This is a genomic window from Bradyrhizobium sp. Leo170 (genome assembly GCF_004296405.1).
Taxonomy (GTDB): domain Bacteria; phylum Pseudomonadota; class Alphaproteobacteria; order Rhizobiales; family Xanthobacteraceae; genus Bradyrhizobium.
Map to the genome: position 1 here is coordinate 1 of NZ_PSRR01000102.1, position 24528 is coordinate 24528.

The 24528-nt window shown below is 64.5% G+C and carries 17 protein-coding genes and 3 pseudogenes; 14 read left to right on the forward strand and 6 right to left on the reverse strand.

The features are described from left to right. The 4 genes and pseudogenes from CWO89_RS18730 to CWO89_RS18745 form a co-directional block, all read right to left on the reverse strand. A pseudogene (locus tag CWO89_RS18730) lies at nt 1-525 on the reverse strand (MFS transporter); the annotation flags it as partial. Further along, nucleotides 515-976: a PRC-barrel domain-containing protein gene (locus CWO89_RS18735; protein ID WP_394565966.1), complete on the reverse strand. Its 462-nt coding sequence runs from the start codon at nt 974-976 to the stop codon at nt 515-517. The pseudogene CWO89_RS18730 and the gene CWO89_RS18735, both read right to left, overlap by 11 nt. 65 nt (nt 977-1041) lie before the next feature. Further along, nucleotides 1042-3243 carry an amylo-alpha-1,6-glucosidase gene (locus tag CWO89_RS18740; RefSeq protein ID WP_130580231.1) on the reverse strand — a complete coding sequence of 734 codons (2202 nt, stop codon included), beginning with the start codon at nt 3241-3243 and terminating at the stop codon, nt 1042-1044. A 64-nt stretch (nt 3244-3307) separates the two neighbouring features. Then, nucleotides 3308-5071 carry an ABC transporter ATP-binding protein gene (locus tag CWO89_RS18745; protein ID WP_130580232.1) on the reverse strand — a complete coding sequence of 588 codons (1764 nt, stop codon included), beginning with the start codon at nt 5069-5071 and terminating at the stop codon, nt 3308-3310. Nucleotides 5072-5383: 312 nt separating this feature from the next. Between CWO89_RS18745 and CWO89_RS18750 the strand changes: the two genes are divergently transcribed. After that, nucleotides 5384-6454, forward strand: coding sequence for a glycosyltransferase family 4 protein (locus tag CWO89_RS18750; RefSeq protein WP_130580233.1), 1071 nt, complete (start codon nt 5384-5386; stop codon nt 6452-6454). A gap of 145 nt (nt 6455-6599) precedes the next feature. Here the strand turns inward: CWO89_RS18750 and CWO89_RS18755 are convergent, their stop codons facing one another. Together CWO89_RS18755 and CWO89_RS18760 are read right to left on the reverse strand one after the other, a co-directional pair. Further along, nucleotides 6600-8534 (reverse strand): alkyl/aryl-sulfatase, encoded by a 1935-nt coding sequence (locus tag CWO89_RS18755; protein ID WP_130580234.1) that lies wholly within the window; start codon nt 8532-8534, stop codon nt 6600-6602. 129 nt (nt 8535-8663) lie between these two features. Next, nucleotides 8664-9692 carry an ABC transporter substrate-binding protein gene (locus tag CWO89_RS18760; RefSeq protein ID WP_130580235.1) on the reverse strand — a complete coding sequence of 343 codons (1029 nt, stop codon included), beginning with the start codon at nt 9690-9692 and terminating at the stop codon, nt 8664-8666. A 99-nt stretch (nt 9693-9791) separates the two neighbouring features. On the opposite strand from CWO89_RS18760, the gene CWO89_RS18765 reads away from it, so the two are divergent. The 13 genes and pseudogenes from CWO89_RS18765 to CWO89_RS18825 all read left to right on the forward strand — a co-directional run. Next, the gene (locus CWO89_RS18765; RefSeq protein WP_130580236.1) at nt 9792-10439 is read left to right on the forward strand and encodes a TetR/AcrR family transcriptional regulator; all 648 of its coding nucleotides are present in this window, start codon (nt 9792-9794) and stop codon (nt 10437-10439) included. Between the two features lie 203 nt (nt 10440-10642). Next, complete coding sequence (locus CWO89_RS18770) at nt 10643-11413, forward strand: ABC transporter permease (protein ID WP_130580237.1); 771 nt, start codon at nt 10643-10645, stop codon at nt 11411-11413. Between the two features lie 18 nt (nt 11414-11431). Continuing rightward, nucleotides 11432-12469, forward strand: a complete 1038-nt coding sequence (locus CWO89_RS18775; protein ID WP_130580238.1) for an NAD-dependent epimerase/dehydratase family protein — start codon at nt 11432-11434, stop codon at nt 12467-12469. Next, the gene (locus tag CWO89_RS18780; protein WP_130580239.1) at nt 12456-13277 is read left to right on the forward strand and encodes a GNAT family N-acetyltransferase; all 822 of its coding nucleotides are present in this window, start codon (nt 12456-12458) and stop codon (nt 13275-13277) included. Before CWO89_RS18775 ends, CWO89_RS18780 begins: the two co-directional genes overlap by 14 nt. A gap of 8 nt (nt 13278-13285) precedes the next feature. Beyond that, a pseudogene (locus CWO89_RS18785) lies at nt 13286-14340 on the forward strand (dihydrodipicolinate synthase family protein). Continuing rightward, nucleotides 14328-15113, forward strand: coding sequence for an ABC transporter ATP-binding protein (locus CWO89_RS18790; RefSeq protein WP_130580240.1), 786 nt, complete (start codon nt 14328-14330; stop codon nt 15111-15113). Before CWO89_RS18785 ends, CWO89_RS18790 begins: the two are co-directional and overlap by 13 nt. A gap of 142 nt (nt 15114-15255) precedes the next feature. Continuing rightward, nucleotides 15256-16647 (forward strand): MFS transporter, encoded by a 1392-nt coding sequence (locus CWO89_RS18795; RefSeq protein WP_130580241.1) that lies wholly within the window; start codon nt 15256-15258, stop codon nt 16645-16647. Between the two features lie 256 nt (nt 16648-16903). Next, nucleotides 16904-17353: a (2Fe-2S)-binding protein gene (locus CWO89_RS18800; RefSeq protein WP_130580242.1), complete on the forward strand. Its 450-nt coding sequence runs from the start codon at nt 16904-16906 to the stop codon at nt 17351-17353. Between the two features lie 9 nt (nt 17354-17362). Beyond that, complete coding sequence (locus CWO89_RS18805) at nt 17363-19540, forward strand: xanthine dehydrogenase family protein molybdopterin-binding subunit (RefSeq protein ID WP_130580243.1); 2178 nt, start codon at nt 17363-17365, stop codon at nt 19538-19540. Between the two features lie 241 nt (nt 19541-19781). Next, on the forward strand, nt 19782-20873 hold the full coding sequence (locus tag CWO89_RS18810; protein ID WP_130580244.1) for a hypothetical protein: 1092 nt from the start codon (nt 19782-19784) through the stop codon (nt 20871-20873). Nucleotides 20874-20959: 86 nt separating this feature from the next. Further along, nucleotides 20960-23737: a xanthine dehydrogenase family protein molybdopterin-binding subunit gene (locus CWO89_RS18815; protein WP_130580245.1), complete on the forward strand. Its 2778-nt coding sequence runs from the start codon at nt 20960-20962 to the stop codon at nt 23735-23737. After that, the gene (locus tag CWO89_RS18820) at nt 23734-24249 is read left to right on the forward strand and encodes a (2Fe-2S)-binding protein (RefSeq protein ID WP_130580246.1); all 516 of its coding nucleotides are present in this window, start codon (nt 23734-23736) and stop codon (nt 24247-24249) included. Before CWO89_RS18815 ends, CWO89_RS18820 begins: the two co-directional genes overlap by 4 nt. Nucleotides 24250-24251: 2 nt before the next feature. Further along, a pseudogene (locus tag CWO89_RS18825) lies at nt 24252-24528 on the forward strand (Isoquinoline 1-oxidoreductase subunit); the annotation flags it as partial.

Consider the following 24528-nt stretch of genomic DNA (forward strand, 5'->3'; position numbering starts at 1 on the left):
GATCGCGAACGGCCCGACCAGGCCGAGGCTGATCGCCGCGATCGCGGGGCCGAGCACGCAGCTTGCGAGCGCGTGCAGGGTCGCCGCCGCCACCACGACCGGGAAGATCGGCCACACCGCATAGGCCAGCGCGGCGCAGCCGATGGTCGCGACCGCGGCCCCGGCGACCATTTTTTCGGAGCGCGCCGCGTCAACGATAGCGCCGCCCGGCATCTGTCCCAGCAAGGCGACGATGCCGCCGATCGACAGCACGAAGCCGATCTCGACCTGGGTCCATTTCTGCGTGGTCAGGTAGACCGCCACGAACGGGCCGAACCCGGTCTGCACATCGGCCAGGAAGAAGATGAACCAGTCTAGTCCGCGCTGGCTCTGGGATGAAGGCTGGCGCGACGGCTCTGGTGCCGGCAACTCCGGAACCAATGGCGCACCGTGATCGTCCGCCGTCGACCGCCTGCGATCGCCGCCAATCCTGTCCGTTAAAGAGGAGGGACGAGCGATCAATGTATCTCCGACTTTAATGGTCATATTGCCATGGACGCAAACTGCCGGCAGCGCCGAGCACGATGAGGGGCGTGTCCTCCTTGTATTCCGGCGCCGCGCTCACCTGCTCCTTGTTCAGTTCGAGCGTGATGCTGTCGCTCTTGTTGGCGACCTGGCCGAAATGCAGTGCGTTCCAGTCGACGACGATCTTGCGGCTGCCGACACCGAGGAAGCCGCCGAAGTCGATCACGGCGGCGCGCACGGTGCCTTCGCGATCGACGATCACGTCGACGATCCGTCCCATGTTCTCATTGGCGGCGCTGCGCACGTCGCGCCCGAGGATGCCATGCGCATCCCTCGCGCCGATCACCGTCACCGAGGGTGGAGGCGCCGGTTCCTTTTGCGCAGCCGGGGGTTTGGCCGGCGGCGGTGCCGCCGGATCATCGGCCGCTTGCGCGGCCACAGTAGCGGCAAAGGCCGCGGCAATAATTGTCATCACCATGCTCGCCCACATCGGGGGCCTCCAATCCAGGAATAAAGCTAGACATTCTGGCCGACATTCTAATGCGTCAGCACGATCGACACCTGGATTTGACCGCGTGTACGCAACACTTCCAGCGACACTTCGCCATCATGGCGGCGGACTCTCAGATCGACGCTGGAGGCGCCGAGCTGCAGGTCGCGCAGGATCGCCTCATTTAGGAATTCCGGCAAGCGCGGATCGCGCAGCCTGATCTCGCCGCGCACGGCATCGAATTCGAGCCCGAGCGCCGCTTCCAGCAGCGTGAATGGGGTCGCACTCGCCCAAGCCTGTGGCGCGCAGGCTACCGGATAGAGCACGGGTCCTCGCCGCCTTTCGCGCTGGAACCCACAGAACAATTCGGGCAGCCGCCGCAGATCCATGTAGCTTGCGGCGTCGAACAGGCCCTTGAACAGATGCGCCACGGAGCGCTTCAGCCCGTAGCGCGCAAAGCCGAGCGCGATCAGCGCATTGTCGTGCGGCCAGATCGAGCCGTCGTGATAGGACATCGGGTTGTAACGGACCTCATTCCTGCCAACCGTGCGGATGCCCCAGCCCGAGAAGAAGCTCTGGCTCATCAGGTCGGCTGCGACCAGCCGCGCGCGGTCTTCCCGCACGATGCCGGTGAACAGGAGCTGGCCGGCATTCGAGGTCCGCACGCGGCACGGTTCCTTCTTGCCGTCGAGCGCCAGCGCATAGGTGCCGAGTTCCTCGCACCAGAAGGCGTCCTCGAAGCGCTGGCGCAGCGTCTCGGCCTCCTTATCGAGCTTTTCCGCCCTATCGGCATAGCCGAGCCGGCGCGCCACCCTGGCCAGCAGCCGCTTGGCCGCGAACACATAGCCCTGCACCTCGCAGAGCGCGATATAGCCCTCCGCCAGCCTGCCATCGGCATGGAAGATGGCGTCAAAGGAATCCTTCCAGCCCTGGTTGGCGAGGCCCTGCTCGGTCGCACGCTGATATTCGATGAAACCATCGCCATCGGGATCGCCGGGGCCGTCGATCCATTGCAGCGCCGCCTCTATCGAGGGCCAGAGTTCCGCAAGCGTCGCCTCGTCGCCGGTGCGCTCGAAATAATGGCCGGCCAGCAGCACGAACAGCGGCGTCGAATCGACGCTGCCGTAATATTGCGCGAACGGCACCTCGCGCAGCGCCGCCATCTCGCCGCCGCGCATCTCATGCAGGATCTTTCCGGGCTCCGCATCGGAAAGCGGATCGACGCTCTTGGCCTGGAAGAACGCAAGCCGCTTCAAGACGCCTTTCGCGATGCGCGGATCGATCCACAGCATCTGCAACGCGGTGATCAATCCATCGCGGCCGAAAGTCGTGGAGTACCAGGGGATGCCGGCATAGAGATAGCGGCCCTGCGGCGTCTCCGTCATCAGCATGTTGAGGTCGGCCATCGCCTGGCACAGCACCTCGTTGAAGATGTTGTTCGAGGTCTCGATGCTGGCAGCACCCGCCGTCGAGCGCCGCATCTCGCGGCGATGCGCAAGCAGCCCGCGGAAGAACGGCACCGGCTTGTGCATGATCGGCTTGTTGCAGGACACCGCGATGAACAGCGAGGTGACCGCTTTGGGCTCCAGTTCGAAATGATAGGTCGCGGCATTGACCGCCAGCCGCGTCGGCTTGGGATCGAAATGCAGCGCCGTGATCCGTGACTGTTCGTCCAGTCCGACGTATTCGAGCACGACGTCGGTCGGGCCGAGCAACCTGCTCGAGCCGATGCCGCGCCGCGGCCGGCGCTCGCCGCGCACTTCGAACAGATCGGCGAAATCATTGTCGAACAGCAAGGTGAGATCGAAGCTCGCGAGCCGATCGCCATGATTTTGCAGACCGATGCGCTGATAGGCGGTGCCGCGCCACAGGAAGATCGAGCGCACGATGTGCAGCGTGTCCTTCTGCAGCATCAGCCGGCCGCCCCGATAGACATCGGAATTGGTGAGATCGACGGTCAGCGCCGAATTGTCGTCGCGCAGGTTCGAGCCGAGCAACAGCGGCTGCACGTCGTCGAGCACCATTTCCAGCCGCGCGAGATAGCGCGTGTCGGCGTTGAACAGGCCATCGGGTCCGCCGGCGGAAGCGCCGATGTCGCCATGGCTGTCGAGCACGATGAACGTGTCGTCATGCTTGAGCGACCGCCGCGGCCTCGCGGCGGGACCGGTCATCGGGATGTAGAAGGGCGATTCCGCGATTTGCTCGACAACGCGCATGGTCGAAATCTGCGTAACGATCTCCGCTGCCATTTAGACCTCGAGCGCTTCTCTCTCGGGTTTGCGATGGACGCTGATTATACGCAACTACTGTGGATCAGGCAGCCTGGGTGGTGAGGCGGCCCACTTCGCGCGCGACCAGTTCGCGGTATGGCCCCCTGCCCTGCACGAGGATATCGGGCGGCCCGTCCTCGACGATGCGGCCGCCCTGCAGAACGACCACGCGATCGAAGCTGCGCAGCGTGGCCAGGCGATGGGCGATCGCAACCACGGTGCGCCCGCGCATCAGGCGCGACAGCGCTTCACGTATGGCCTCCTCGGACTCGCTGTCAAGCGCCGCGGTCGCTTCATCGAGCAGAAGGATCGGCGCATCTTTCAGGAACGCACGCGCGATCGCGATGCGCTGGCGCTGGCCGCCTGACACCTTGATGCCGCGATCGCCGACGATGGTGTCCATGCCCTCGGGTAAATTCTCGATGAAGTCGCAGCGCGCCGCGATCGCCGCGCGCAGCACCTCGTCATCGGTGGCGTTCGGCCGTCCGTAGCGGATGTTTTCCAGGATCGAGCGGTGGAACAGCGAAATGTCCTGCGGCACCACCGAGATCGCCTCGCGCAGGCTCTGCTGGGTGACCCGCGAAATATCCTGGCCGTCGATGGTGATGCTGCCGCGCTCCACGTCGTAGAAGCGCTGCAGCAGCGTGAACAGCGTCGATTTGCCGCCGCCGGATTGCCCGACCAGCCCGACCCGTTGGCCGGCCTGGATACGCAGGTTGAACTTGTCGAACACCTGGATGCCGCCGGGGTATTGGAACGAGATGTTGTTGAAGGCGATCGCGGCCCCGCTCTTGATCAGCGGCTCCGCCTCCGGGTGATCCTTCAATTCGTGCGGTGTCAGCAGCGTCGCCAGCGCCTCCATCAGGCGGGCGACATGCTGGGTGGCATCGACGAGCGCCACGGCCAGATCGCGCGTCGCGCTCAGGATGCAGATCCCCAGCGTGCAGACCAGCACCACGTCGCCGGTGGTGGCGGCGCCCTGCTGCCAAAGGTTGACCGCCCACGCCAGCATGCAGATGGTCAGAACCACCGTCACCGCCGCATGGGTGAGCCGCAGCTTTTCGAGGTAGCGCAGGCTGCGGCCCCGGGCGGTCAGTTCCCGGTTCACGGTCGCATCGAACCGGGCGTGCTCGAAGCTCAATCCGCAGAACGCCCGCACCAGCGGCATGTTGTTGATGACGTCAACCATCTCACCATCCACGGCGGCCGCCTTGTCGGCATAATCATCGTGCAGGGGGCGGCCGGCGGCCGCCATCCGGAACATCGCGAACACCATGGTTCCCGCAATGACGATCAGCACCGCTGACATCGTCATGCTCACGGTCCCTATCAGCGCGATCGCCGCGAAGGTCGCAACGCACGGCGGCAGCACATTCCAGACGAACATGTTCTCGACCGTATAGACCGCGTTCGAGGTCGCGGTGATCCGGCTGGTCAGCATGCCCGGCAGGCGATCGGTGAAATAGCTCGGCGCATGGCCGGTGAGGTGACGGAACATATCGCGCCGGAGGTCGCCGGTGACGCCGACGAAGGCGTAGCTCGCGATCCAGCTTGCGATCCGCCACAGAAAATTATCTGCCGCGATCAGCGACATGAGCAGAACGAATGCCAGCCATACGCCACTGGCCTTGGCCGGACCGCCCGACAGGCTGTCGACGAGGCTCTTCACCCCGTACTGCGTGCCTACCGAGCAGGCAACCGCACCCAGAACGCACCCCAATATTACGGCGTGTGATGCGGGCCGCCGCCGCAGATAGCGCAGCACAAAGGGAAAGGGGCGGTGCGCGTATCCTGAAAGATTGTCCATGAGCGCCTGCAAACCTGTTGAGCAGTAAGGTGAATTTTCTTAGCGCACCGTCCCGCACACGATTCCGTGAGGGACAGCGATCGATGTTTCGTATGGCGAGGCCATCACTGCGCAACAATTCTGCAGCACCGATAGTTGCGAAAATTTGTTCGTGGCAGATGGCATCAGCAAGACCACACTGTGAAGGAAGAAAGAACGACCCGCACAGCAAAGGAACTTCGCACGTGCGGGAACGTTCCCGTTACGGCATGCCGGTGCCGGACAAATGGGGTTGGGCTTGATTATCCCACATCACACAGAGGAGACGAAAGCATGCGCATCGCGCAGGTTGCGCCACTGACGGAGGCTGTTCCCCCGAAGCTCTATGGCGGGACGGAACGGGTCGTGCACTGGCTGACTGAAGAACTGGTCACGCTAGGCCACGACGTCACCCTGTTCGCCAGCGGGGACTCGCAAACCTCAGGCAAGCTGGAGGCGACCTGGCCGAAAGCATTGCGCCTGGACGGATCGGTCCGCGATCCCAACGCGCTGCACATGGTGCTGCTCGAGCGCGTCCGACAGAAATGCGATCAGGAGGAGTTCGACTTCCTTCACTTCCATCTGGATTATTATCCGTGGTCGCTGTTCCAGCGGCAGCCGACGCCGTTCGTGACCACCCTGCACGGCAGGCTGGACCTTCCCGAGCACCAGCCGGTGTTCGACACCTTCCCGGAGGTGCCGGTGATCTCGATCTCCAACGCCCAGCGCCGTCCGGTGCCGCAGGCGAATTGGGTGAGGACGATCCATCACGGCCTGCCGGAGAACCTGCTGACGCCGCAGGCGGTCAATCCGTCATACCTGGCGGTGCTCGGCCGCATCGCGCCGGAAAAGGGCGTCGACAGTGCCATCAAGATCGCGATGCGCTGCGGCATCCCCTTGAAAATGGCGGCAAAGGTCGACCGCGCCGACCAGGAATATTACGAGGCGGTGATCCGTCCGCTGATCGTGGACAATCCGCTGGTGGATTTCATCGGCGAAATCAGCGACCGGGAGAAGCCGGAGTTCCTGAGCGGCGCCATCGCGCTGTTGCTGCCGATCGACTGGCCGGAGCCGTTTGGCCTGGTGATGATCGAGGCCATGGCCTGCGGCACGCCGGTCATCGCCTTCAACCGTGGCTCGGTGCCGGAAATCATCGAGGATGGCCTGACCGGCTTCATCGTCGAGGATGAGACCAGCGCCGTCGGTGCGGTCGGCCGGCTTCCGGCGCTGAGCCGGCAGACGATCCGCAAGCGGTTCGAGACCCGCTTCACCGCGCGCCGCATGGCGCTCGATTATCTCAACTGCTATCGCGACCTGATGGAAGCGGCCGAGCCGCGCATCAAGCTGGTCGCAAGCGCGGAGTAACGTGCCGTAGGTGCCGTAGGGTGGGCAAAGGCGCGCAAGCGCCGTGCCCACCTCTCCGCGCTCCGCCCGTGATGGTGGGCACGCTTCCGCCCGCGTTTGTTCGAGCGACGGTGCAAGACGTCGCTTTGCCCACCCTACGCGCCAGTCAACTCACCGCTGTTCGCTTCGGCTCGACGATCTCGAACATTCGCGGAAACTCGTCCATCAGCGTCATCAGCTCAGTGAGCCGCATTGCATCGCCGGTGACGCTGATCTTGCCGCTGCCGACCGCTTCCGGAAACGTGGTCAACTTCGCAATGACTTCATCGAGCGTGCTGCGCACCAGCGTGAAACTTGCATCGGCGTCCCCAGCTTGCGCACCGGCGACATAGGTCAGCGCGCAATTCTCCAGGTTAAGGATGAAGGCCTCGTTGGTGTCGGTGAACTTCCAGTTCAAGACGATGCGCTTGCCCTCGGCCTTGGGGCCGTTGAGGCGAATGCCGAGCACGTCCCAGAGCTGTTCGGTGCGCAGCGCGGCGAGCGTTTCGCGCGGCATCGCCGGCCGCGCCGGCGCCTTCGGCATGCCCTGCCGCAGTTCCTGCGCGCCGAACAGATAGCTGTTGCGCCAGGTCGCGCTTTCCGCGGCATAGCCGAGCTGCTCGAACGTATCGGCCAGCAGCGCGCGGGCCGCCTGATTCTCCGGTTCGGCGAATACCAGATGGCTTAGCGCCTGCGCGACGAAACGGAATTCGCCGTTGGCGAAATCTTTCCGCGCCCGTTCCAGGATCGCATCCGCGCCGCCCATATACTCGACATATTTCCTGCCCGACTCGACCGGCGGCATCGGATCGAGATTGACGGGGTTGGCGTCGTACCAGCCGAGATATTTCTGGTAGATCGCCTTCACATTGTGCCTGATATGGCCGTAATAGCCGCGCCCGTGCCAGGCACCTTCCAGGCTTTTCGGCAGGCGAATGGTCTCCGCGATTTCGCTCGGGGTCAGCCCATGGTTCATCAGGCGGATGGTCTGGTCATGCGCGAACTTGTAGAGATCGCGCTGCTGCCGGATCATAGTGTCGATCCGCTCCCGCCCCCACACCGGCCAATGATGCTGACCGCACATCGCCTCCGCCTTGCCGCCCCACATCTTGAGCGCTTCGCCGAGATATTTCGACCACGCCAGCGCATCGCGCACGTCGGCGCCGCGGAACGGCAGCAGGTTGTGGAAATTGTGGGTGCAATTCTCCGCGAGGTTCAGCAGCTTGTAGCGCGGCAGGTAGAAGTGCATCTCCGCCGGCGCCTCGCTGTTCGGCGCCATCTGGAATTCGAACTCGACGCCGTCGATCACGCGCCTGTCGCCGGACGCAACGATCAGATCGGTCGGCCGCAGCAGCGCCACCGATCCGGCCGCCATCGACTTGCCGAGCCCGCAATCGACCTGCCCGCGCGCCCCCTTCGCCAGGAACGGCCCGAACTGATATTGCGCGCGCCGCAGCATCGCCGGGCCGGCGATGATGTTCTCGGAGACGGCGTGCTCCATGAACATGTCAGGCGCGATGATCGGCACCCGCCCGCTCGACAATGTCTCATCGTCGAGCACCCCGCGGGCGCCACCCCAATGATCGGTGTGGGTGTGGGTGAAGATCACGGCCATGACCGGACGCTTGCCACGATGCCTGAAATAGAGCTCCATCGCAGCACGCGCGCCCTCGATCGAGGTCAGCGTATCAACCACGATCACGCCGCTATCGCCCTCGATCAGCGTCATGTTGGCGATATCGAGCCCGCGCACCTGGTAGACCCCGGGCACCACCTCGAACAGGCCGTGATGCATGTTCAATCGCGACTGCCGCCACAGGCTGGGATTGACCGTGGGCGGAGCGTCTTCCGAGGTCAGGAAGCGATAAGGTTCAAGGCTCCAGACCACCCTGCCTTGTGCAGTGGTGATATGCGCGTTTTCGATGGTGCCAAGGAAGCCGCGCGCAGCGTCGTCGAAATCGGCGGTGTCGGAGAATGGCAATGCATCCAGCATCGCCGCGTGCTGCGCTAGCACGGAGGGCGAAGCGTCCTTGGGAGCTTCGCCTGCGATTGTCTCAGTCATGTCTGGTCCCTCCCCGCCCGGCCGATCCGGCCGCGGCTATGGAGAGGGATTATGAGAGCATAGCTCCAGTCGTCAAATGCTCGTCATGGCCGGGCTTGTCCCGGCCATGACGAAGCAGACGACGAGCCGCTACTTCTTCACCTTGCTCGCGTCCATCTTGATGCTGGTATCCAACATCTTGGTCGAAAACGCCGTGTTCACGTCGAACGGCTTTTCCATGCCGAGATAGGTGTGCACCAGATCGTAATCCTTCTTCATCCGCTCGGCGTCGATCCAGCCGAGCGCCTTGGTCGTGGTGAACTCGTCCGTCATCAGGAACTTGATGCGCTCCCACTGCCGCTCCTGGTTCTCGCGGTCGAGCCCGGAGACCTGGTCCAGCAGCGCCTTCAGGCAGGGCGCGACGTCGGCGACGCAGGCGGCGTAGGCCTTCTGCGTGATCCGCACGAACTCCTCGACCAGCTTCGGATTCTTCTGAAGGAATGCGCCATTGACGACCAGCGAATTGCCGTAAGGATTGAGCCCGATGTCCTTCCAGTTGACATAGCCGAGATCGGCGCCGAACTCGATCGCCTTGAGATCGTGCTCGTTGTAGAAGTCGCTGATGATGTCGACCGTGTGGCTCTTCAGCGCCGCGATCTTCGCGGTCGGGCCGACATTGACGAAAGTGACGGAGTCAGGCGCGATCCCGGCCGCCTTGGCGAAAGCCGGCCACATCACGCGCGAGGCATCGCCCGGCGGATTGCCGACCTTGTGGCCGGGGAAATCCTTCACCCCGTTCACGCTGTAGCTCTTCAGCCAATAGAAGGTCTGCCCGGTATTGGCGTAGATGCTCATCAGCGCCACCACGTCGGCGCCCTTGCTCTTGGCCACCAGCATGGTCGCGAGGTCGGCGATGCCGAACGGCGAGCCACCGGAGCCGACCTTCAGCGCTGAGACGCCGGAGCCCTTGCCGGTCTCGATCGTGAGATCGATGCCGGCCTTCTCGTACCAGCCCTGCGCCTTGGCGTAATAGAACGGTGAATGATCAGCCGTCGGCGTCCAGTTCAGGATCAGATTGACGGATTCGGCAGCGCGCGCCGGCGCAACCGATGCGGCCGGCGCAAACGCCAAGGCCGGAGCCAACCCCAGCGCCAAGGCCGCAAGCCTCAAACCCTTCATCGCTACTCTCCTCGTGTGCAACCCGGCCTTGTCGCACCTCGTTTGTGACGTTACCAATGCAACAGGGGACAGGTGTAGTTGTCAACTGTTTGGTTGAAAATGCTGAAGCGACGATCCGACGACACAAAGCCGCAGCGGCGCGATCCGGTCGCCACGCAACGGAAGCTCCTGACCGCGGCACGGCGCGAATTCGCGCAGAACGGACTTGCCGGCGCCAGGGTCGACGAGATCGCGGCCAGAGCCGGCGTCAACAAGCAGCTCGTCTATCACTATTTCGGGGACAAGGACGCGCTCTACCTCGCCGTGCTCGAATGGGTCTATGAGGAGATCCGGGAGCAGGAGCGCAAGCTCAACCTAGAGGGACTGCCGCCCGAACAGGCAATCAAGAAGCTGATCGAAGCCTCGTTCGACCATCTGGCCGCCCACCCGGACTTCATCGTGCTCCTGAACGACGAGAACCGCGGCGGCGCCCGGCACGTCCGCGGCTCCCGCCGGCTGGAGGCCATGCACTCGCCGCTCGTCAGCATGGTCTCGAAGATCCTCAATGAAGGCGTACGCGCCGGCGTGTTCCGGCGCGGCATCGATCCGGTGCACCTCTATATCTCGATAGCGGCCCTGAGCTACTTCTTCTTTTCCAACACGCCGACGCTGTCGGCGATCTTCGGCAAGGACCTGTCGAGCCCGACCGCGCGGCGGGCCCGCCGGCGGCACGTGACCGATCTGGTGCTACAGTCGCTGCGGCGTTAGCCGCTACCACAGCCGTCATTGCGAGCGCAGCGAAGCAATCCATTTCTCTCCGCGCGTGTGGAGGCGTGGATTGCTTCGCTGCGCTCGCAATGACGGAGGCTGGGTCCTGGCACTCCAATCAACCAGATGGTTGAAAGATGGATGCAGGCGGGCTAGGCTGATGGCGGCCGCCGAGAGCGGCCGGCGTTTGGAAGGAGCAATTGGTGTTCAGTGACGGCGGGCGATCCACGCGGTCCATCGCGATCATCCTGATCGTGCATCTTGCCGTGATCGTGCTCTGGCAAGTCCTGGTCGACGCCTTCCAGGTGCCGAAGTTCATCCTGCCCTCGCCGCTCGCAACCGTCGCCACGCTAAGCTCCGCCAAATATGCCTGGCTGTCGAACCTGCTCGTCACCGCAGCCGAGATCCTCGGCGGCTTCTGCCTCGGCGCGCTGGTCGGCGTCGCGCTCGCCGTCATCTTCAGTTGGTCGCCACTGGTGAGCTTGTTGCTGCTGCCGCTGTTCGTGACGCTGAACATGATCCCGAAAGTGGCGATGGGACCGCTGATCATCGTGTGGTTTTCCTACGGCATCATTCCGAACATCCTGATCGCCTTCAGCATCTGCTTCTTTCCGATCCTGCTGACGACCGCACGCGGCCTGCGCGAGGTCGAGCCCGACCTGCTCGACCTCGTCAAATCGCTGCGCGGCTCGCGCTGGACGCTGTTCCGGAAGATCCAGTTGCCGGGATCGCTACCTTACGTGTTTTCGGGCATGAAGGTCGGCGCTATCCTCGCGGTTGCCGGCGCCATCGTCGGCGAATTCATCGCCTCGGAGCGCGGGCTCGGCTACCTCATGATCCAGGTACAGTCCTCGCTCGATACGCCGGCCATGGTGATGGCGGTCGTGCTGCTGACGCTGCTCGGCGTCGCGCTTTACGGCCTGGTGCTCGGCCTTGAACGGCTGTTCGTGGTCTCCGACATACGGCTGCAATAAGAAACCAGGGGAAGAGCCATGCTGCTTACGCGCGAGACTTTGCCAAAGACGATCCCGGATATCGCAGCGCTCGACGACTTGCTGTGCCGGCCGAGCCAGGCCTTGATCGACGATATCAGCAGGGTCGACGGCGACATCATGATCCTCGGCGTCGCCGGCAAGATGGGACCGACGCTGGCCGGACTTGCCAAGGCCGCCGCACCGGACCGCCGCGTCATCGGCGTCGCCCGCTTCAGCGATCCCGCGGTGAAGGACTGGCTCGATCAGCGCGGCATCGAGACCATCAATTGCGACCTCCTGGACGAGGCCGCGATCAAGACACTGCCAAAGGCGCCGAATATCATCTTCATGGCCGGCCGCAAATTCGGCGCCGAGGGTGACCTGTCGCTGACCTGGGCGATGAATGCGCATGTTCCCGCACTGGTCGCGCAGGCCTTCCCCGCTTCACGGATCGTGGCCTTCTCGACTGGTTGCGTCTATCCGTTCGTGCCGGTCGACGGCAAAGGCTCCAATGAAGACATAGCGCCGAATCCGCCCGGCGAATACGCGCAATCCTGCGTCGGGCGCGAACGCATGTTCGAGTACTTCTCCAGGAAATTCTCGACGCCCGGCCGCTTGTTCCGCCTGAACTACGCGATCGACATGCGCTACGGCGTGCTGCACGACATCGCGACCAAGGTGCTTTCGGGCACGCCGATCGACGTCAGCCTCGGCCATGTCAATTTCATCTGGCAGGGCGATGCCGCCTCACAGGCGTTGCGGTGCCTGGCGCATTGCACGACGCCGACTTCGCCGATCAATGTCAGCGGCGATGAAATCCTCGCGGTGCGCGATCTCGCCGCTAAGTTCGGCGCGCGGTTCGGCCGCGAGCCTGTGATCGTCGGCAAGGAAGAGCCGACGGCGTGGCTGACCGACACATCGCAAGCGGTCAAGCTGTTTGGCCTGCCGGTCGTCGACACCGAGCAGTTGATCGCCTGGACCGCGGATTGGGTGGCGCGCGCGATGCCGAGCCTCGGCAAGCCGACCAAATATGAGGTGCGCGATGGCCGATACTGAGCCCGTCGCCATCGTCGAACTCGGCGTCGACGACGCACCGGCCGGGCTTGCGCTGTCGACCGAAGCGCGCTGGAACCAGAACGAGGCCGACTGGCGCTTCTTCCTGACCAACGGCATCGTGTTCGGCGTCCGCGACGGAACGCACTTGGTCGCGACCGCGGCGCTGCTGCCGTATTCCGCCGGCAATGCCTGGATCAGCATGGCGCTGGTGACGGAGCTCTGGCGCCGCCGCGGGCTCGCGACCCGGCTCGTCGACGCCTGTCTCGACGCGGCAAGACAGCGCGGGCTCACCACCTGGCTCGACGCGACGCCGGCGGGCGCCACGGTGTACGGCCCGCTCGGCTTCACGCCGACATTGCAGCTCCGGCGCTTGCGGCTCGAACATCCGACGCAGGAGGCGCCCGCGATGCTGGCGGCCTTCGATATCGATACGTTCAGCGCACGCGACCGGCGCGCCATGGGATTTGAGCGCAACGCCCTGCTCACCGAATTCGCCGCGCGCACGAACTCGCGCATTCTGTCGTACGGCGACGCGATGGCGCTCGTGCGCGACGGCCGCACCGCGCGCCACATCGGACCACTTTTCGCGGATAACGCTGCTGACGCGCTGGTGCTGGTCGATGCGATCAGCCGAACCGAAACCGGTCCGCTCCTGATCGACGCGATCGCGTCGCAGGAACCATTCATCGTCGGATTGACCGGCGCCGGCTGGAACATCGAGCGGCCGTTCCAGCGCATGCGGTTCGGTCGCGCCACCACCCAAAGCGAAGAGCTTCCCTTCGCGGTCGCCGGCCCAGAATTTGGATAGGATTGGCCATGCACCACAGCGAGATCAAATCCGACATACGCAAGCTGATCGCCGACGGTACCGTGCTGCCCGCACATCCGCTCGCGCTCGACGCCAATCGCGCGCTCGACAAGAGGCATCAGCGCGCCCTGACCCGCTATTACATCGACGCCGGCGCCGCGGCCTGGCAGTCGGGGTCCACACCACGCAGTTCGCAATCCGCGAGGTTGGTCTCTATCGACCGGTGCTGGAGCTCGCCGCCGAGACGGCCGCGAACTGGACCAAGCGGCCACTGGCGCTGGTCGCAGGCCTCGCCGGTCCGACGCAGCAGGCTATCTCGGAAGCGCGCACGGCGCGCGATATCGGCTACCACGCCGGCCTGCTCAGCCTCGCCGCGATGAAGACCGCGTCGGGAGATGACATCATCGCGCATTGCCAGGCGGTGGCACGCGAAATCCCGCTGGTCGGCTTCTACCTGCAGCCGGCGGTCGGCGGAGTCGTGTTGAGCGCGGATTTCTGGCGGCGCTTTGCCGCGATCGACAATGTAATCGCGATCAAGATCGCACCGTTCAACCGCTATCGCACCCTCGATGTGCTGCGCGGCGTCGCCGCGGCCGGAGCCCTCGACCGCGTTGCGCTCTATACCGGCAATGATGATCACATCCTGCTCGACCTCACCTTGCCGTTCGACCTGCGCCAGAACGGCGTCACCACCCGCACTTACTTCAAGGGCGGCCTGCTCGGCCACTGGTCGGTGTGGACGCAGACGGCGATCCGGCAGTTCGAGATGTGCAAGGACGCGCGCTACAAGGATGCAGTGCCCGCCGATCTGCTCGCGCTCGATGCCCGCGTCACCGATTGCAACAGCGCGTTCTTCGACGTTGCCAACAATTTCCATGGCTGCATCGCCGGCTGTCACGAGATCCTCCGCCGCCAGGGCTTGATGGAGGGCATCCGGTGCCTCGATCCCAACGAAGGCCTCAGCCCGGGCCAGATGCAGGAGATCGACCGCGTCTGCCGCGAGCACGCCGATCTCTCGGACGATGCTTTCGTCGCCGCGAACCTGCAGAAATGGCTGGCATGACAGCCGAGCCTTTCATCAGCTTGCGTAACGTCCGCAAGGTCTATCGGTCCAAGGGAGCCGAATTCCTTGCCGTCTCCGACGTCACCATGGACATCGCCGAGGGCGAGCTGGTGGCATTGGTTGGACCATCCGGCTGCGGCAAGACCACAGTACTGAAGATTCTTGCCGGCCTGCACGGCGCCGACGGCGGCACGATCAAGATCGGCAACGCAAAGACGCCGTTCGATCCGGCGCGCGATATCGGCATGGTGTTCCAGCAGGCGCTGCTGTTGAAATGGCGCACCATCCTCGACAATGTGTTGCTGCCGGCCGAGATCGTCGGCCTGCCGATCAGGGCGGCACGGGAGCGCGCCCGCGATCTGCTCAAAATGGTTGGCCTCGCCGGTTATGAGGACAAATATCCGCAGCAGCTTTCCGGTGGCATGCAGCAGCGCACCGCAATCGCCCGCGCTTTCATCCACGATCCAAAGCTGATCCTGATGGACGAGCCGTTCGGCGCGCTGGACGCGCTGACGCGCGAGCAGATGAATCTTGAGATGCTCAGGATCTGGCGCGAAAGCGGCAAGACCATCATCTTCGTCACCCACAGCATCCAGGAAGCCGTCTTCCTGGGCTCCCATTGCGCCGTGCTCACCGCCGGTCCCGCTCGGATGGCGGAATATTTCCCGATCGAATTGCCGCTGCCCCGTGCGCTGCCGATCAAGACCACCGATGAATTCGGCGCCTACGCCCGGCGCATCTATGCTCGGCTCGGGCTCAGCACCAACGCCTGATCTGTCGCGCCTGCACGGCTGACGCGGGGCCGGAAGGCAGAATTGCGCATACGCATCATGCAACCGCACGCCTGTGGCAACCCACGCGCGCGTAGTACATGGGTCGGAGCGGGATCCCGCCCTTCCGGGGAATCTGACCACAATGGACATGCTCGTGGCGAGGGCGCCAGTTGCGCCGGTCATGGACGGCTTGCCGCCGGAGAAGCGGCGCTGGGCCGTTGCCGCGATCTTCACCGCGCTCGCAATGGCTTCGCTCGACACAGCGATTGCCAATATCGCCCTGCCGGCGATCGCGACCGATCTCCAGGTCAGCCCGGCGGATGTCGTCTGGGTCGTCAACGTCTACCAGATCGCACTGGTCGCGACCTTGCTGCCGCTTGGCGCGCTCGGGGAAATCGTCGGCCATGAGCGCATCTATCTCGGCGGCCTCCTGTTGTTTACGCTCGCCTCGCTCGGCTGCGCGCTCGCATGGTCGCTCGATAGCCTTCTCATTGCACGAGCGCTGCAGGGGCTGGGCGCCAGCGGGCTGATGAGCGTCAACACCGCGCTGGTCCGCTACGTCTACCCAAGCAGGATGCATGGCCGCGGCTTCGGCCACAACGCGCTGGTCGTCGCGACTGCCTTTACCCTCGGGCCGACGATCGCCTCGGGCATCCTGGCGTTCGGAACCTGGCCGTGGCTGTTTGCGATCAATATCCCGTTCGGCCTGATCGCGCTGTTCATCGGGATGAAGACGCTGCCGCCAACGCCGCGCGCCGTGCACGCCTTCGACTTCCCCGGCGCAGTGCTGGCCTCAGGCTGCCTCGGCCTCTTCATCATCGGCATCGGCAGCGCCGCGCACAAGACGTCGCCGGTATTGGTGTTGGTTGAGTTGGTCGGCGCGGTTGTGCTGGGCTGGCTGCTGATGCGTCGGCATCGGGATCATCCGGCGCCGATGCTGCCGATCGACCTGTTCCGCCGGCCGATGTTCGCCTTGTCCGCGGCAACCGCGGTCTGCTCGTTCGCGATCCAGGGCCTCGCCTTCGTTTCGCTGCCGTTCTATTTCGAAGCCGTGCTGATGCGGTCGCAGGTCGAGACCGGATTCTTCATGACGCCCTGGCCTCTGGTTGTCGGAATCATGGCACCGATCGGCGGCCGATTGTCTGACCGCTACCCGGTCGGCATTCTCGGCGGTATCGGGTTAATCCTGCTCGGCCTCGGCATGACACTCTTGGCGACACTGCCCGCCTCGCCCAGCATTCCCGATATCGTCTGGCGCATGGTGATCTGCGGAATCGGGTTCGGCTTTTTCCAGACGCCCAATATGAAGGCACTGATGAGCAGCGCGCCGCCGCATCGCAGCGGCAGCGCCAGCGGCATCGTCGCCACTGCGCGCCTCACCGGGCAAACCATCGGCGCCGCGCTCGCCGCCTTCTGCTTTGCCATCGCCGGCCACGAAGGCGCAACCTACGCGCTAGCGCTGGGCGCCGGATTTGCCGTGCTCGGAAGCGCAATGAGCTTCCTGCGGCTGGCTGTCGCGCCCAAAGGCGCATGATCCTGCGCTAGAGCGTTTTCCAGCGAAGTGGAAACCGGTTCGCGTGAAGAAAACGCGTCAAAACAAGAATCCAGAGCTTCGGCTCTGATTCAATCAGAACCGAAAATGCTCTAGGCACAAGAAATTAAGAACACCGCATCATCCGGTTTGTTCCTGCCTCGCCGCCTACGCATTTTCTTGATTTGAATCGTTCTAGCGCCCGGTTCACACTCGCAGCGAGATCCAGTTGTGGAACTGGATCAAAATGGGGACTGCGATGGCTAACCTCACAATCAACGGCAAGAAAATCGAAGTCGATGTCGAGCCGGATACGCCGCTGCTCTGGGCGATTCGCGAAAACATTGGACTGACCGGCACCAAATATGGCTGCGGCATCGCGCAATGCGGCGCCTGCACCGTGCATGTCGACGGCGTGGCGATGCGCTCCTGCGGCGTACTCGTCAGCGAAGCTGATGGCAAGGAAATCACGACCATCGAGGGCCTTGCCGCTGATGGCAAGCTGCACAAGGTGCAGCTTGCCTGGATCGAGCACGACGTGCCGCAATGCGGCTATTGCCAGACCGGCATGATCATGGCGGTGGCGGCGCTGTTGAAGGACAATCCGAAGCCAACCGACCAGGACATCGACGAAGCCATCACCAATATCTGCCGCTGCGGCACCTTCGCGCAGGTGCGTGAAGCGATCCACGCTGTTGCGAACGCGTGAGGTGCCATCATGAATCAGCACGTCATGCTCAATCGCCGCGCGTTCGTGATTGGCACCGCCGCGGCGGGTGCCGGCCTTGCACTCGGCTTCAATCTCCCGCTCGGCCCGACGGTGGCGCGGGCAGCCGATGGCTCGCCTGAAGTCAACGCCTGGGTGGTGATCCGCCCGGACGATACGGTGGTGATCCGTATCGCACGTTCGGAGATGGGCCAGGGCTCGCTCACCGGGCTTGCGCAGCTCGTTGCCGAAGAGCTCGAATGCGACTGGTCGAAGGTTACGACCGAATACCCGACACCGGGCCAGAGCGCGGCACGCGGCCGGCCATGGGGCGATTTCTCGACCGGCGGCAGCCGCGGCATCCGCGGCTCACATGATTACGTCCGCAAGGGCGGCGCCACCGCGCGGCTGATGCTGATCCAGGCCGCCGCCAACGAGTGGAAGGTGCCGGCCGCCGAATGCTCGGCCGCGAGCAGCGTCATCACCCATCTGCCGACGGGCCGGACCACGACCTACGGCAAGGTGGCGGAAGCGGCGGCAAAGCTGAGCCCGCCGTCCGATGTGGAGCTGAAGGACTCCAAGGACTGGAAGATCGCCGGCAAGGGGCTGAAGCGCCTCGACACCGCCGACAAGACCACCGGCGCGATGGTCTACGGCATCGACTTCAAATTGCCCGGCATGTTGAACGCCGCGATCAAGGACTGCCCGGTGTTCGGCGGCAAGCTGAAGAGCTTCGACGAGGCCAAGGTCGCCAACATGAAAGGCGTCAAGAAGGTGGTGCGCGTCGGCGACAGCGGGGTTGCCGTTGTCGCCGACACCTGGTGGCACGCCAAGACCGCGCTCGATGCACTGCCGATCGAGTGGGACGAAGGCCCGAACGCCAAGACCTCGAGCGAGACGATCAGCAAATGGCTGGCCGAAGGACTTGAGCCGTCGCAGGCGGCGTTCGTCGGCAACCAGAACGGCAATGCGATGGCGGAGATCGCGCGTGCCGCAAAGGTGGTCGAGGCGGTCTACAACTATCCCTACCAGAACCAGGCGACGATGGAGCCGATGAACGCAACCGCGCTCCATACCGGCGACAAGCTCGATGTCTGGTGCGGCACGCAGAACGGCGAAGCTGCCTTCGCTACCGCGGTGCAAGCCTCAGGCCTTCCGCCTGAGAAATGCGACGTCCACAAGCTGATCCTCGGCGGCGGTTTCGGCCGGCGCGGCCAGAGCGATTATGTGCGGCAGGCGGTCTTGATCGCCAAGGAGATGCAGGGCACGCCGATCAAGCTGCTCTGGTCCCGCGAAGAGGACATGCAGCACGGCTTCTATCATCCGGTCACCCAATGCCGGATGGTCGGCGCCTTCGATGCCGACAACAACCTGACCGCGCTCCGGATGCGGATCTCCGGCCAGTCGATCCTGGCGCGGCTGCGGCCCGAGGCGATGATCAACGGCATGGACCCCGCGACCTTCCAGGGTCTTGCACCCAGCGGCGAAGCGGCGATCGGCTATTCGATCCCGAACCTGTTGATCGAACATTCGATGCGCAATCCGCACGTCCCGCCCGGCTTCTGGCGCGGCGTCAACATCAACCCGAACACGATCTATCTCGAGAGCTTTATGGACGAACTCGCGCATGCGGTCGGCCAGGATCCGCTCGCCTTCCGTCGCAAACTGATGGCGGGTCATCCGAAGCATCTGGCGGTGCTGAATGCGGTCGCCGAGCGGATCGGCTGGGATAAGCCGCCGCCGCAGGGCGTCTATCGCGGGCTCGCGCAGGTGATGGGCTATGGCAGCTATGTCGCCGGCGCCGCCGAGATCTCGGTGACCGACGGCAGCAAGATCAAGGTGCATCGCATCGTCGCCGCCACCGATCCCGGCTACGTCGTCAATCCGGCGCAGGTGGAACGGCAGGTCGCGGGCTCCTTCGTCTACGGCCTCTCCGCCCTGTTCTACGGCGGCTGCACCGTGAAGGACGGCCGCATCGAGCAGACCAACTTCGACACCTACAACTCGATGCGCATCAGCGAGATGCCGAAGGTGGAGACGATCCTGATGCCGAGCGGCGGCTTCTGGGGCGGCGTCGGCGAGCCGACCATCGGCGTCGCCGCGCCCGCGGTGCTGAATGCCTACTTCGCGGCGACTGGAAAACGTATCCGCTCGGTGCCGCTGCGGCAGCAGAACATCAGCTTCGCGTAAGGAAGTTGTGGTTCACAACCTGACAAGCGAGTCGTCCCGGGCTTAACTCGGGACGGCAAGACATTGCGGGCGCAAGCGACTAGTCCGCCGCTTTTCAATGAACGCACTATTTTACGGACCGCATCAATCATCCCGCAACCAGCGCTGTTGATCATGGCAAGTGTCGCTTGCGCGTCGCGCGAATGACGGAATACTGCCGCCCCGGCTAGGAATCGTGCGAATCACGGGCGGGGGAATCGGCATGAAGCGCTACGTCGGCTTGGCGGTGGCGACTCTATTGTGGTGCGGTAGCGGTGCGGGCGCCGAGGCGCAGAGCCTTCCATCCTACATGGCGCCGATCTCCGGCAAGACGAACGCGACACCCGCCGACACCGCGACCAAGGACGTGCTGGCGCTCAACACCGCGATGTTTGAGCTGTATGGCGACGCGGCAAAGATTTTCCAGAAGAACATCCTGAGCAAGCACCCGGTCATCCTTGCGCTGTTTTCCGGCGCTGGCGGCAGGATGATCCTTTATCGTCCGGGAATGGCGCCGACGGAGGCGCCGCAGGTGCCGATGGTCTACCAGTTGCTGAAGTCGGTGGGTCACAGCACGATGGCCTTGGCCGAAGTGGTCGGCCCCTATGTCGACAATCCCGGCGACAAATCCTGGCGCGGCTCGATGCTCGCCTATCGCAGCCGCATGCAATCGGCGCTCGATGGGCTGGACCGCACGCCGATGGAAGCCAGCTGGCGCGACAACAACCGCACCATCCTGCAGAACAACCTCGCCTTCATGGACGAATGCCTCGCCAAGGATGCCATTCCATTTGCGACGCTCGAGGCTTTCGGCAAGAAGCAGGCGCCGTACCTCGCCAAGAACGTTGCATGGGCGGCAGAGACTCAAGTTGCGCACTGGATGGGCGTGCTGGCGGACTGGAAGGACCAACTCGGCGCCGACTGGGACAAGGCCTATGCCGCGGGCAACACCATCTATGTCGCGCGCCAGAACAACGTGTTGTTCAGCGTGCTCGCGCAGTTCTTCGGTCCTGACGCCATCAACGATCGCCTGCTCCTGATCGAAACCATCTCGTTCACAACGACGCCTGCGGACATGTTGGAATCGCTGACGCGGATCATCGCGGATCGCTCGGTCGGTTCGCTGTTCTTCGGCAACTATCATCTGATGGACTATGAACTGATGGGCGGCGATGCGCGTGTCGCGATATCAGCCGAGACCAAGAAGCGCGGCATGACGACGTTTCTGCCGCCGGCCGTGCCATTCGGCTCAAAGCAATGGCCGACCCTGGTCACGCCCGGTCCTGGCCCCGCATCGATCGCGGACTTGCGATAGTGTTTCCGTGTCGGCGTGTGATTCGGGCGCAACGACGATCTGATATCGGGCACGCCTGATAGCGTTGACCGAGGGGGGTAAGGGGCATGCGGCCTTCGCGAAGGGAGTTCGTGAAGTGGGTCACGGCGAGCGGGATAGCGCTCAGCCTGTCACGATTGGGGGCGGCCGAGCCGGCGGGCTATCCGGCGCGCGCGGTGCTGCCCGGACGGCAGAACTGGAATCCGGCGGCCGATGGCCGCGGTCGCATCGATGGCGTCGCCAAGGTCACCGGCGCCAAGCTCTACGCCTCCGATTTTCGCGCCGCCGACCTGCCGGGATGGCCGGCCACGACGTCGCACGCGATCCTGGTCCGCGCGAGTGATGCGACGCGTGTCTATCTCGGCATGGACCTCGCACGCCTCAGCGGCGCGCTGAAGCCGTCGGTCGTGGTGACGGCCGAGGAGCTTGCGAAGATCGGCGCCCGCGTCCCTGAATTCTATGCCGGCGATCTGTTCTGCCCAGTCGGCAAGACGCCGCTTTATATGGGACAGCCGGTGGCGCTGTTGATCTTCGAGCAGTTCGACGCCTTCGATCGTGCGCGGCTGGCGCTGCGCGACGGCACCTTCGTGAAGTCAGGCGAAGAGACCGGTCCGGTCTCCGTTCCCAATTACGCCGCCTTCCGCTTCACGCGCGTGGCCGGGCCGACGCCCGAATCCCCCGACGTGTACTCGCCGATCCAGGCCGGCTGGGTGACGCCGGGGCGGCTCCAGGACACCACGCTTCCGGTCTGGTCCTCCTTCGCCAAGGAGACGCTGGCGCCCTATGGCAAGGCGGCGCGGTATGGCGAGCAGATCCGCGCCGAGCTGGATGCGAAGAACCCCGCAATGTTGGTGCTCGACCGCACCTTCGAGACCCAGTCGGTCGACCCGATGTTCCTCGAACCGGAATGCGGCCTCGGCTGGTACGACAACAGAGGCGGGAATCTCGAACTCGTGCTCGGCGTCCAGTCGCCCTATGAGGCCACCGAGTCGATCGCGTACCTGCTCGGGCAAGCCCGCCCTCCCTTCAAGCCCGCGCACATCAACACGCAGTTCACCTATATCGGCGGCGGCTTCGGCGGCCGCGACCACACGCCCTTCGTGCTCTATGTCGCACTCGCCGCGATGTTCTTTCCAGGACGGCCGGTCCGGCTCGCGCATGACCGCTATCAGCAATTCCAGGGCGGCATCAAACGCCATCCGTTCAAGATCCGATCGCGGATCGGGATCGACCGCGCAACCGGCAAGATCCAGGCTTTCGCGGCCGATCACGTGCTCGACGGCGGCGGGCTCGCGAACTTCTCGTCGAGCGTGGCGGTCGTCGGCGCCACGGCGGCGATCGGCATCTATGACGTCCCGAAGGTCGACGTCACCACGGTGGCCGTGCATTCGCGCGGCGTGACCGCGGGCTCGATGCGCGGCTACGGGACCATACAGACCATGACCGCGCTCGAAGTGCTGATCGACGAGGCCGCAGCCGCCTTGCCGCTCAATCCGATCGAATTCCGGCGGCGCAATGCGCTCAAGCAGAATGGCCGGACCATGACGGGAAATCCGTACATCGTGTCGGTCCGCACGCCGGAGATCCTGGACAAGCTCGAGACACATCCGATCTGGCGGCAGCGCGCCGCAGAGAAGGCGCGGCTTGCACACAGCGGCGTCCTGGTCGGCACCGGCGTCGCCTGCGTCACCAAGGATTACGGCACCGGCGCGGACTGCTCGCTCGGACGTGTCGAGATTGCAGCCGACGGCAGGATCTCGATCCATTGCGATCATGTCGAGATGGGCAATGGCATCGGAACCGCGCTCGCCAACCGCGTCGCGATCCATCTTGGCGCGGCAGCCGACGAAGTGTCGGTGGCCCGCATCGATACCTATGATGCGCTGGGTCTCGTCACCTCAGGCGATCCCTACACGATGGATCAGAAGACCCAGGACGCGGCTGCGAGGAATCCGCGCTGGGTGCCTGCGATCAGTTCGGCCACCAGCGCCTCGATCGGCGCGCATGTCGGGACCCATGCGGCCGCTGAGGCGGCGCGCGTCATCTTCCGCTATGGCCTGTGGCCGGCGGCGCTCGAACTCTGGCGCATCCCGCCCTCCGATCCGCGGGCGAGGGATTTCGCCAAAGCGCGCTGGAAGGATGGACAGCTCATCCTGCCCGGCCTTGCGCCGCTGGCACTGCCGGCGCTTGCCGCAACCGCGCATGCGCGCAACCTCGTGACCGGCGCGATCACCCACAGCTTCTCCCGCTGGGCCTGGTCGCGCGCGCGGTTCCAGTTCGGCGCCGAGCAGCACCGGGCCGAGATCGATGCGCTCGCGGTGCGCAGGGGCAGCGGGAAATTCACCGCGCTCAATCGCGTCAGCGTGTGGTTTCCGCCAACCGACAACAACAGGATCGGCACGGCCTACGCCTCGATGTGCGGCACGCTGGTTCGCGTCGAGATCGAGCGCACGACCGGCGCGCTGCGCATCGCCAAGGCCTACAGCGTGCTCGAATGCGGCCAGCCGCTGGTGCCGGAAGTCGTGCTCGGCCAGTCGCAGGGCGGCTTTGCTATGGGCGTCGGCTACGCCCTGCTGGAATCGCTGCCGCCTCACGAAGGCGGTCCCGGCAACGGGCAATGGAACCTCGGGCAATATCTGGTGGCGCGGGGATCGGACCTGCCGCTGCGCGACCTCGAGATCGAGATGCTGCCGCCACTCACGCCCGACGAGCCGCCGAAAGGCATGGCCGAAGTCGTGATGGTCCCCGTGGTCCCTGCCCTTCTCAACGCCATCTTCGACGCCACCGGCCACCGCTTCAATTCGTTGCCGGTCACCCAGGCCATGCTCAAGGGAGCCCTCGCGTGACAAGGCTTGCCCTCACGATCAACGGCCGCGCGATCGATCCAATCGAGGTCCGCGACGATCTCTCGATGAACGACTTCCTGCGCGAACATCTCGGCATGACCGGCACCAAGTTCGGCTGCGGCGCCGCTCAGTGCCTGAGCTGCACGATCATCGTCGACAACCCCGATGGCACCAGCGACACAACTCCGACCTGCATCGTGCCGGCCGCAAGCTTCAACGGCAAGGCGATCCGGACCGTCGAGGGCCATGCGAGAGATGGCCAGCTCACCGCGCTTCAGAAGGCCTTCATCGATCACTTCGCCTTCCAGTGCGGCTACTGCACCGCCGGCTTCCTGAACGAAGCCCAGGTCCTCTTGGAACGTCTCGCGAAGAAGCCGGTGGCGCGAACCGAGCTCGAGAAGACCATCGAAGAAGCGCTCGACGGACATATCTGCCGCTGCACCGGCTACATCAAATATCACGAGGCCGTCCGCGACGTGATCCTCGCCGATCCCCAGCGTTATTTGGCCTGACCATGACATCGGAAACGCGCTTTCGGATTGTCGTTGTGGTCGCGGCGCTCGGCCTGAGCATGGTGACGGGTTATGCGGCCTCGCAGACCGCATCACATGGCCTGGCTTCGCCTGAGAGCTTTGCCGGGATCGCCGACAGCGACGCACGATCGGCGGCGATGTTCACCGAGCTCGGCAAGGTGCTGACGCATCCGCGCTGCGTGAACTGCCATCCCGCCGGCGACCGTCCGCGCCAGGGCGACGAGGGCCGGCCGCATCAGCCGCCGGTCGCACGCGGCG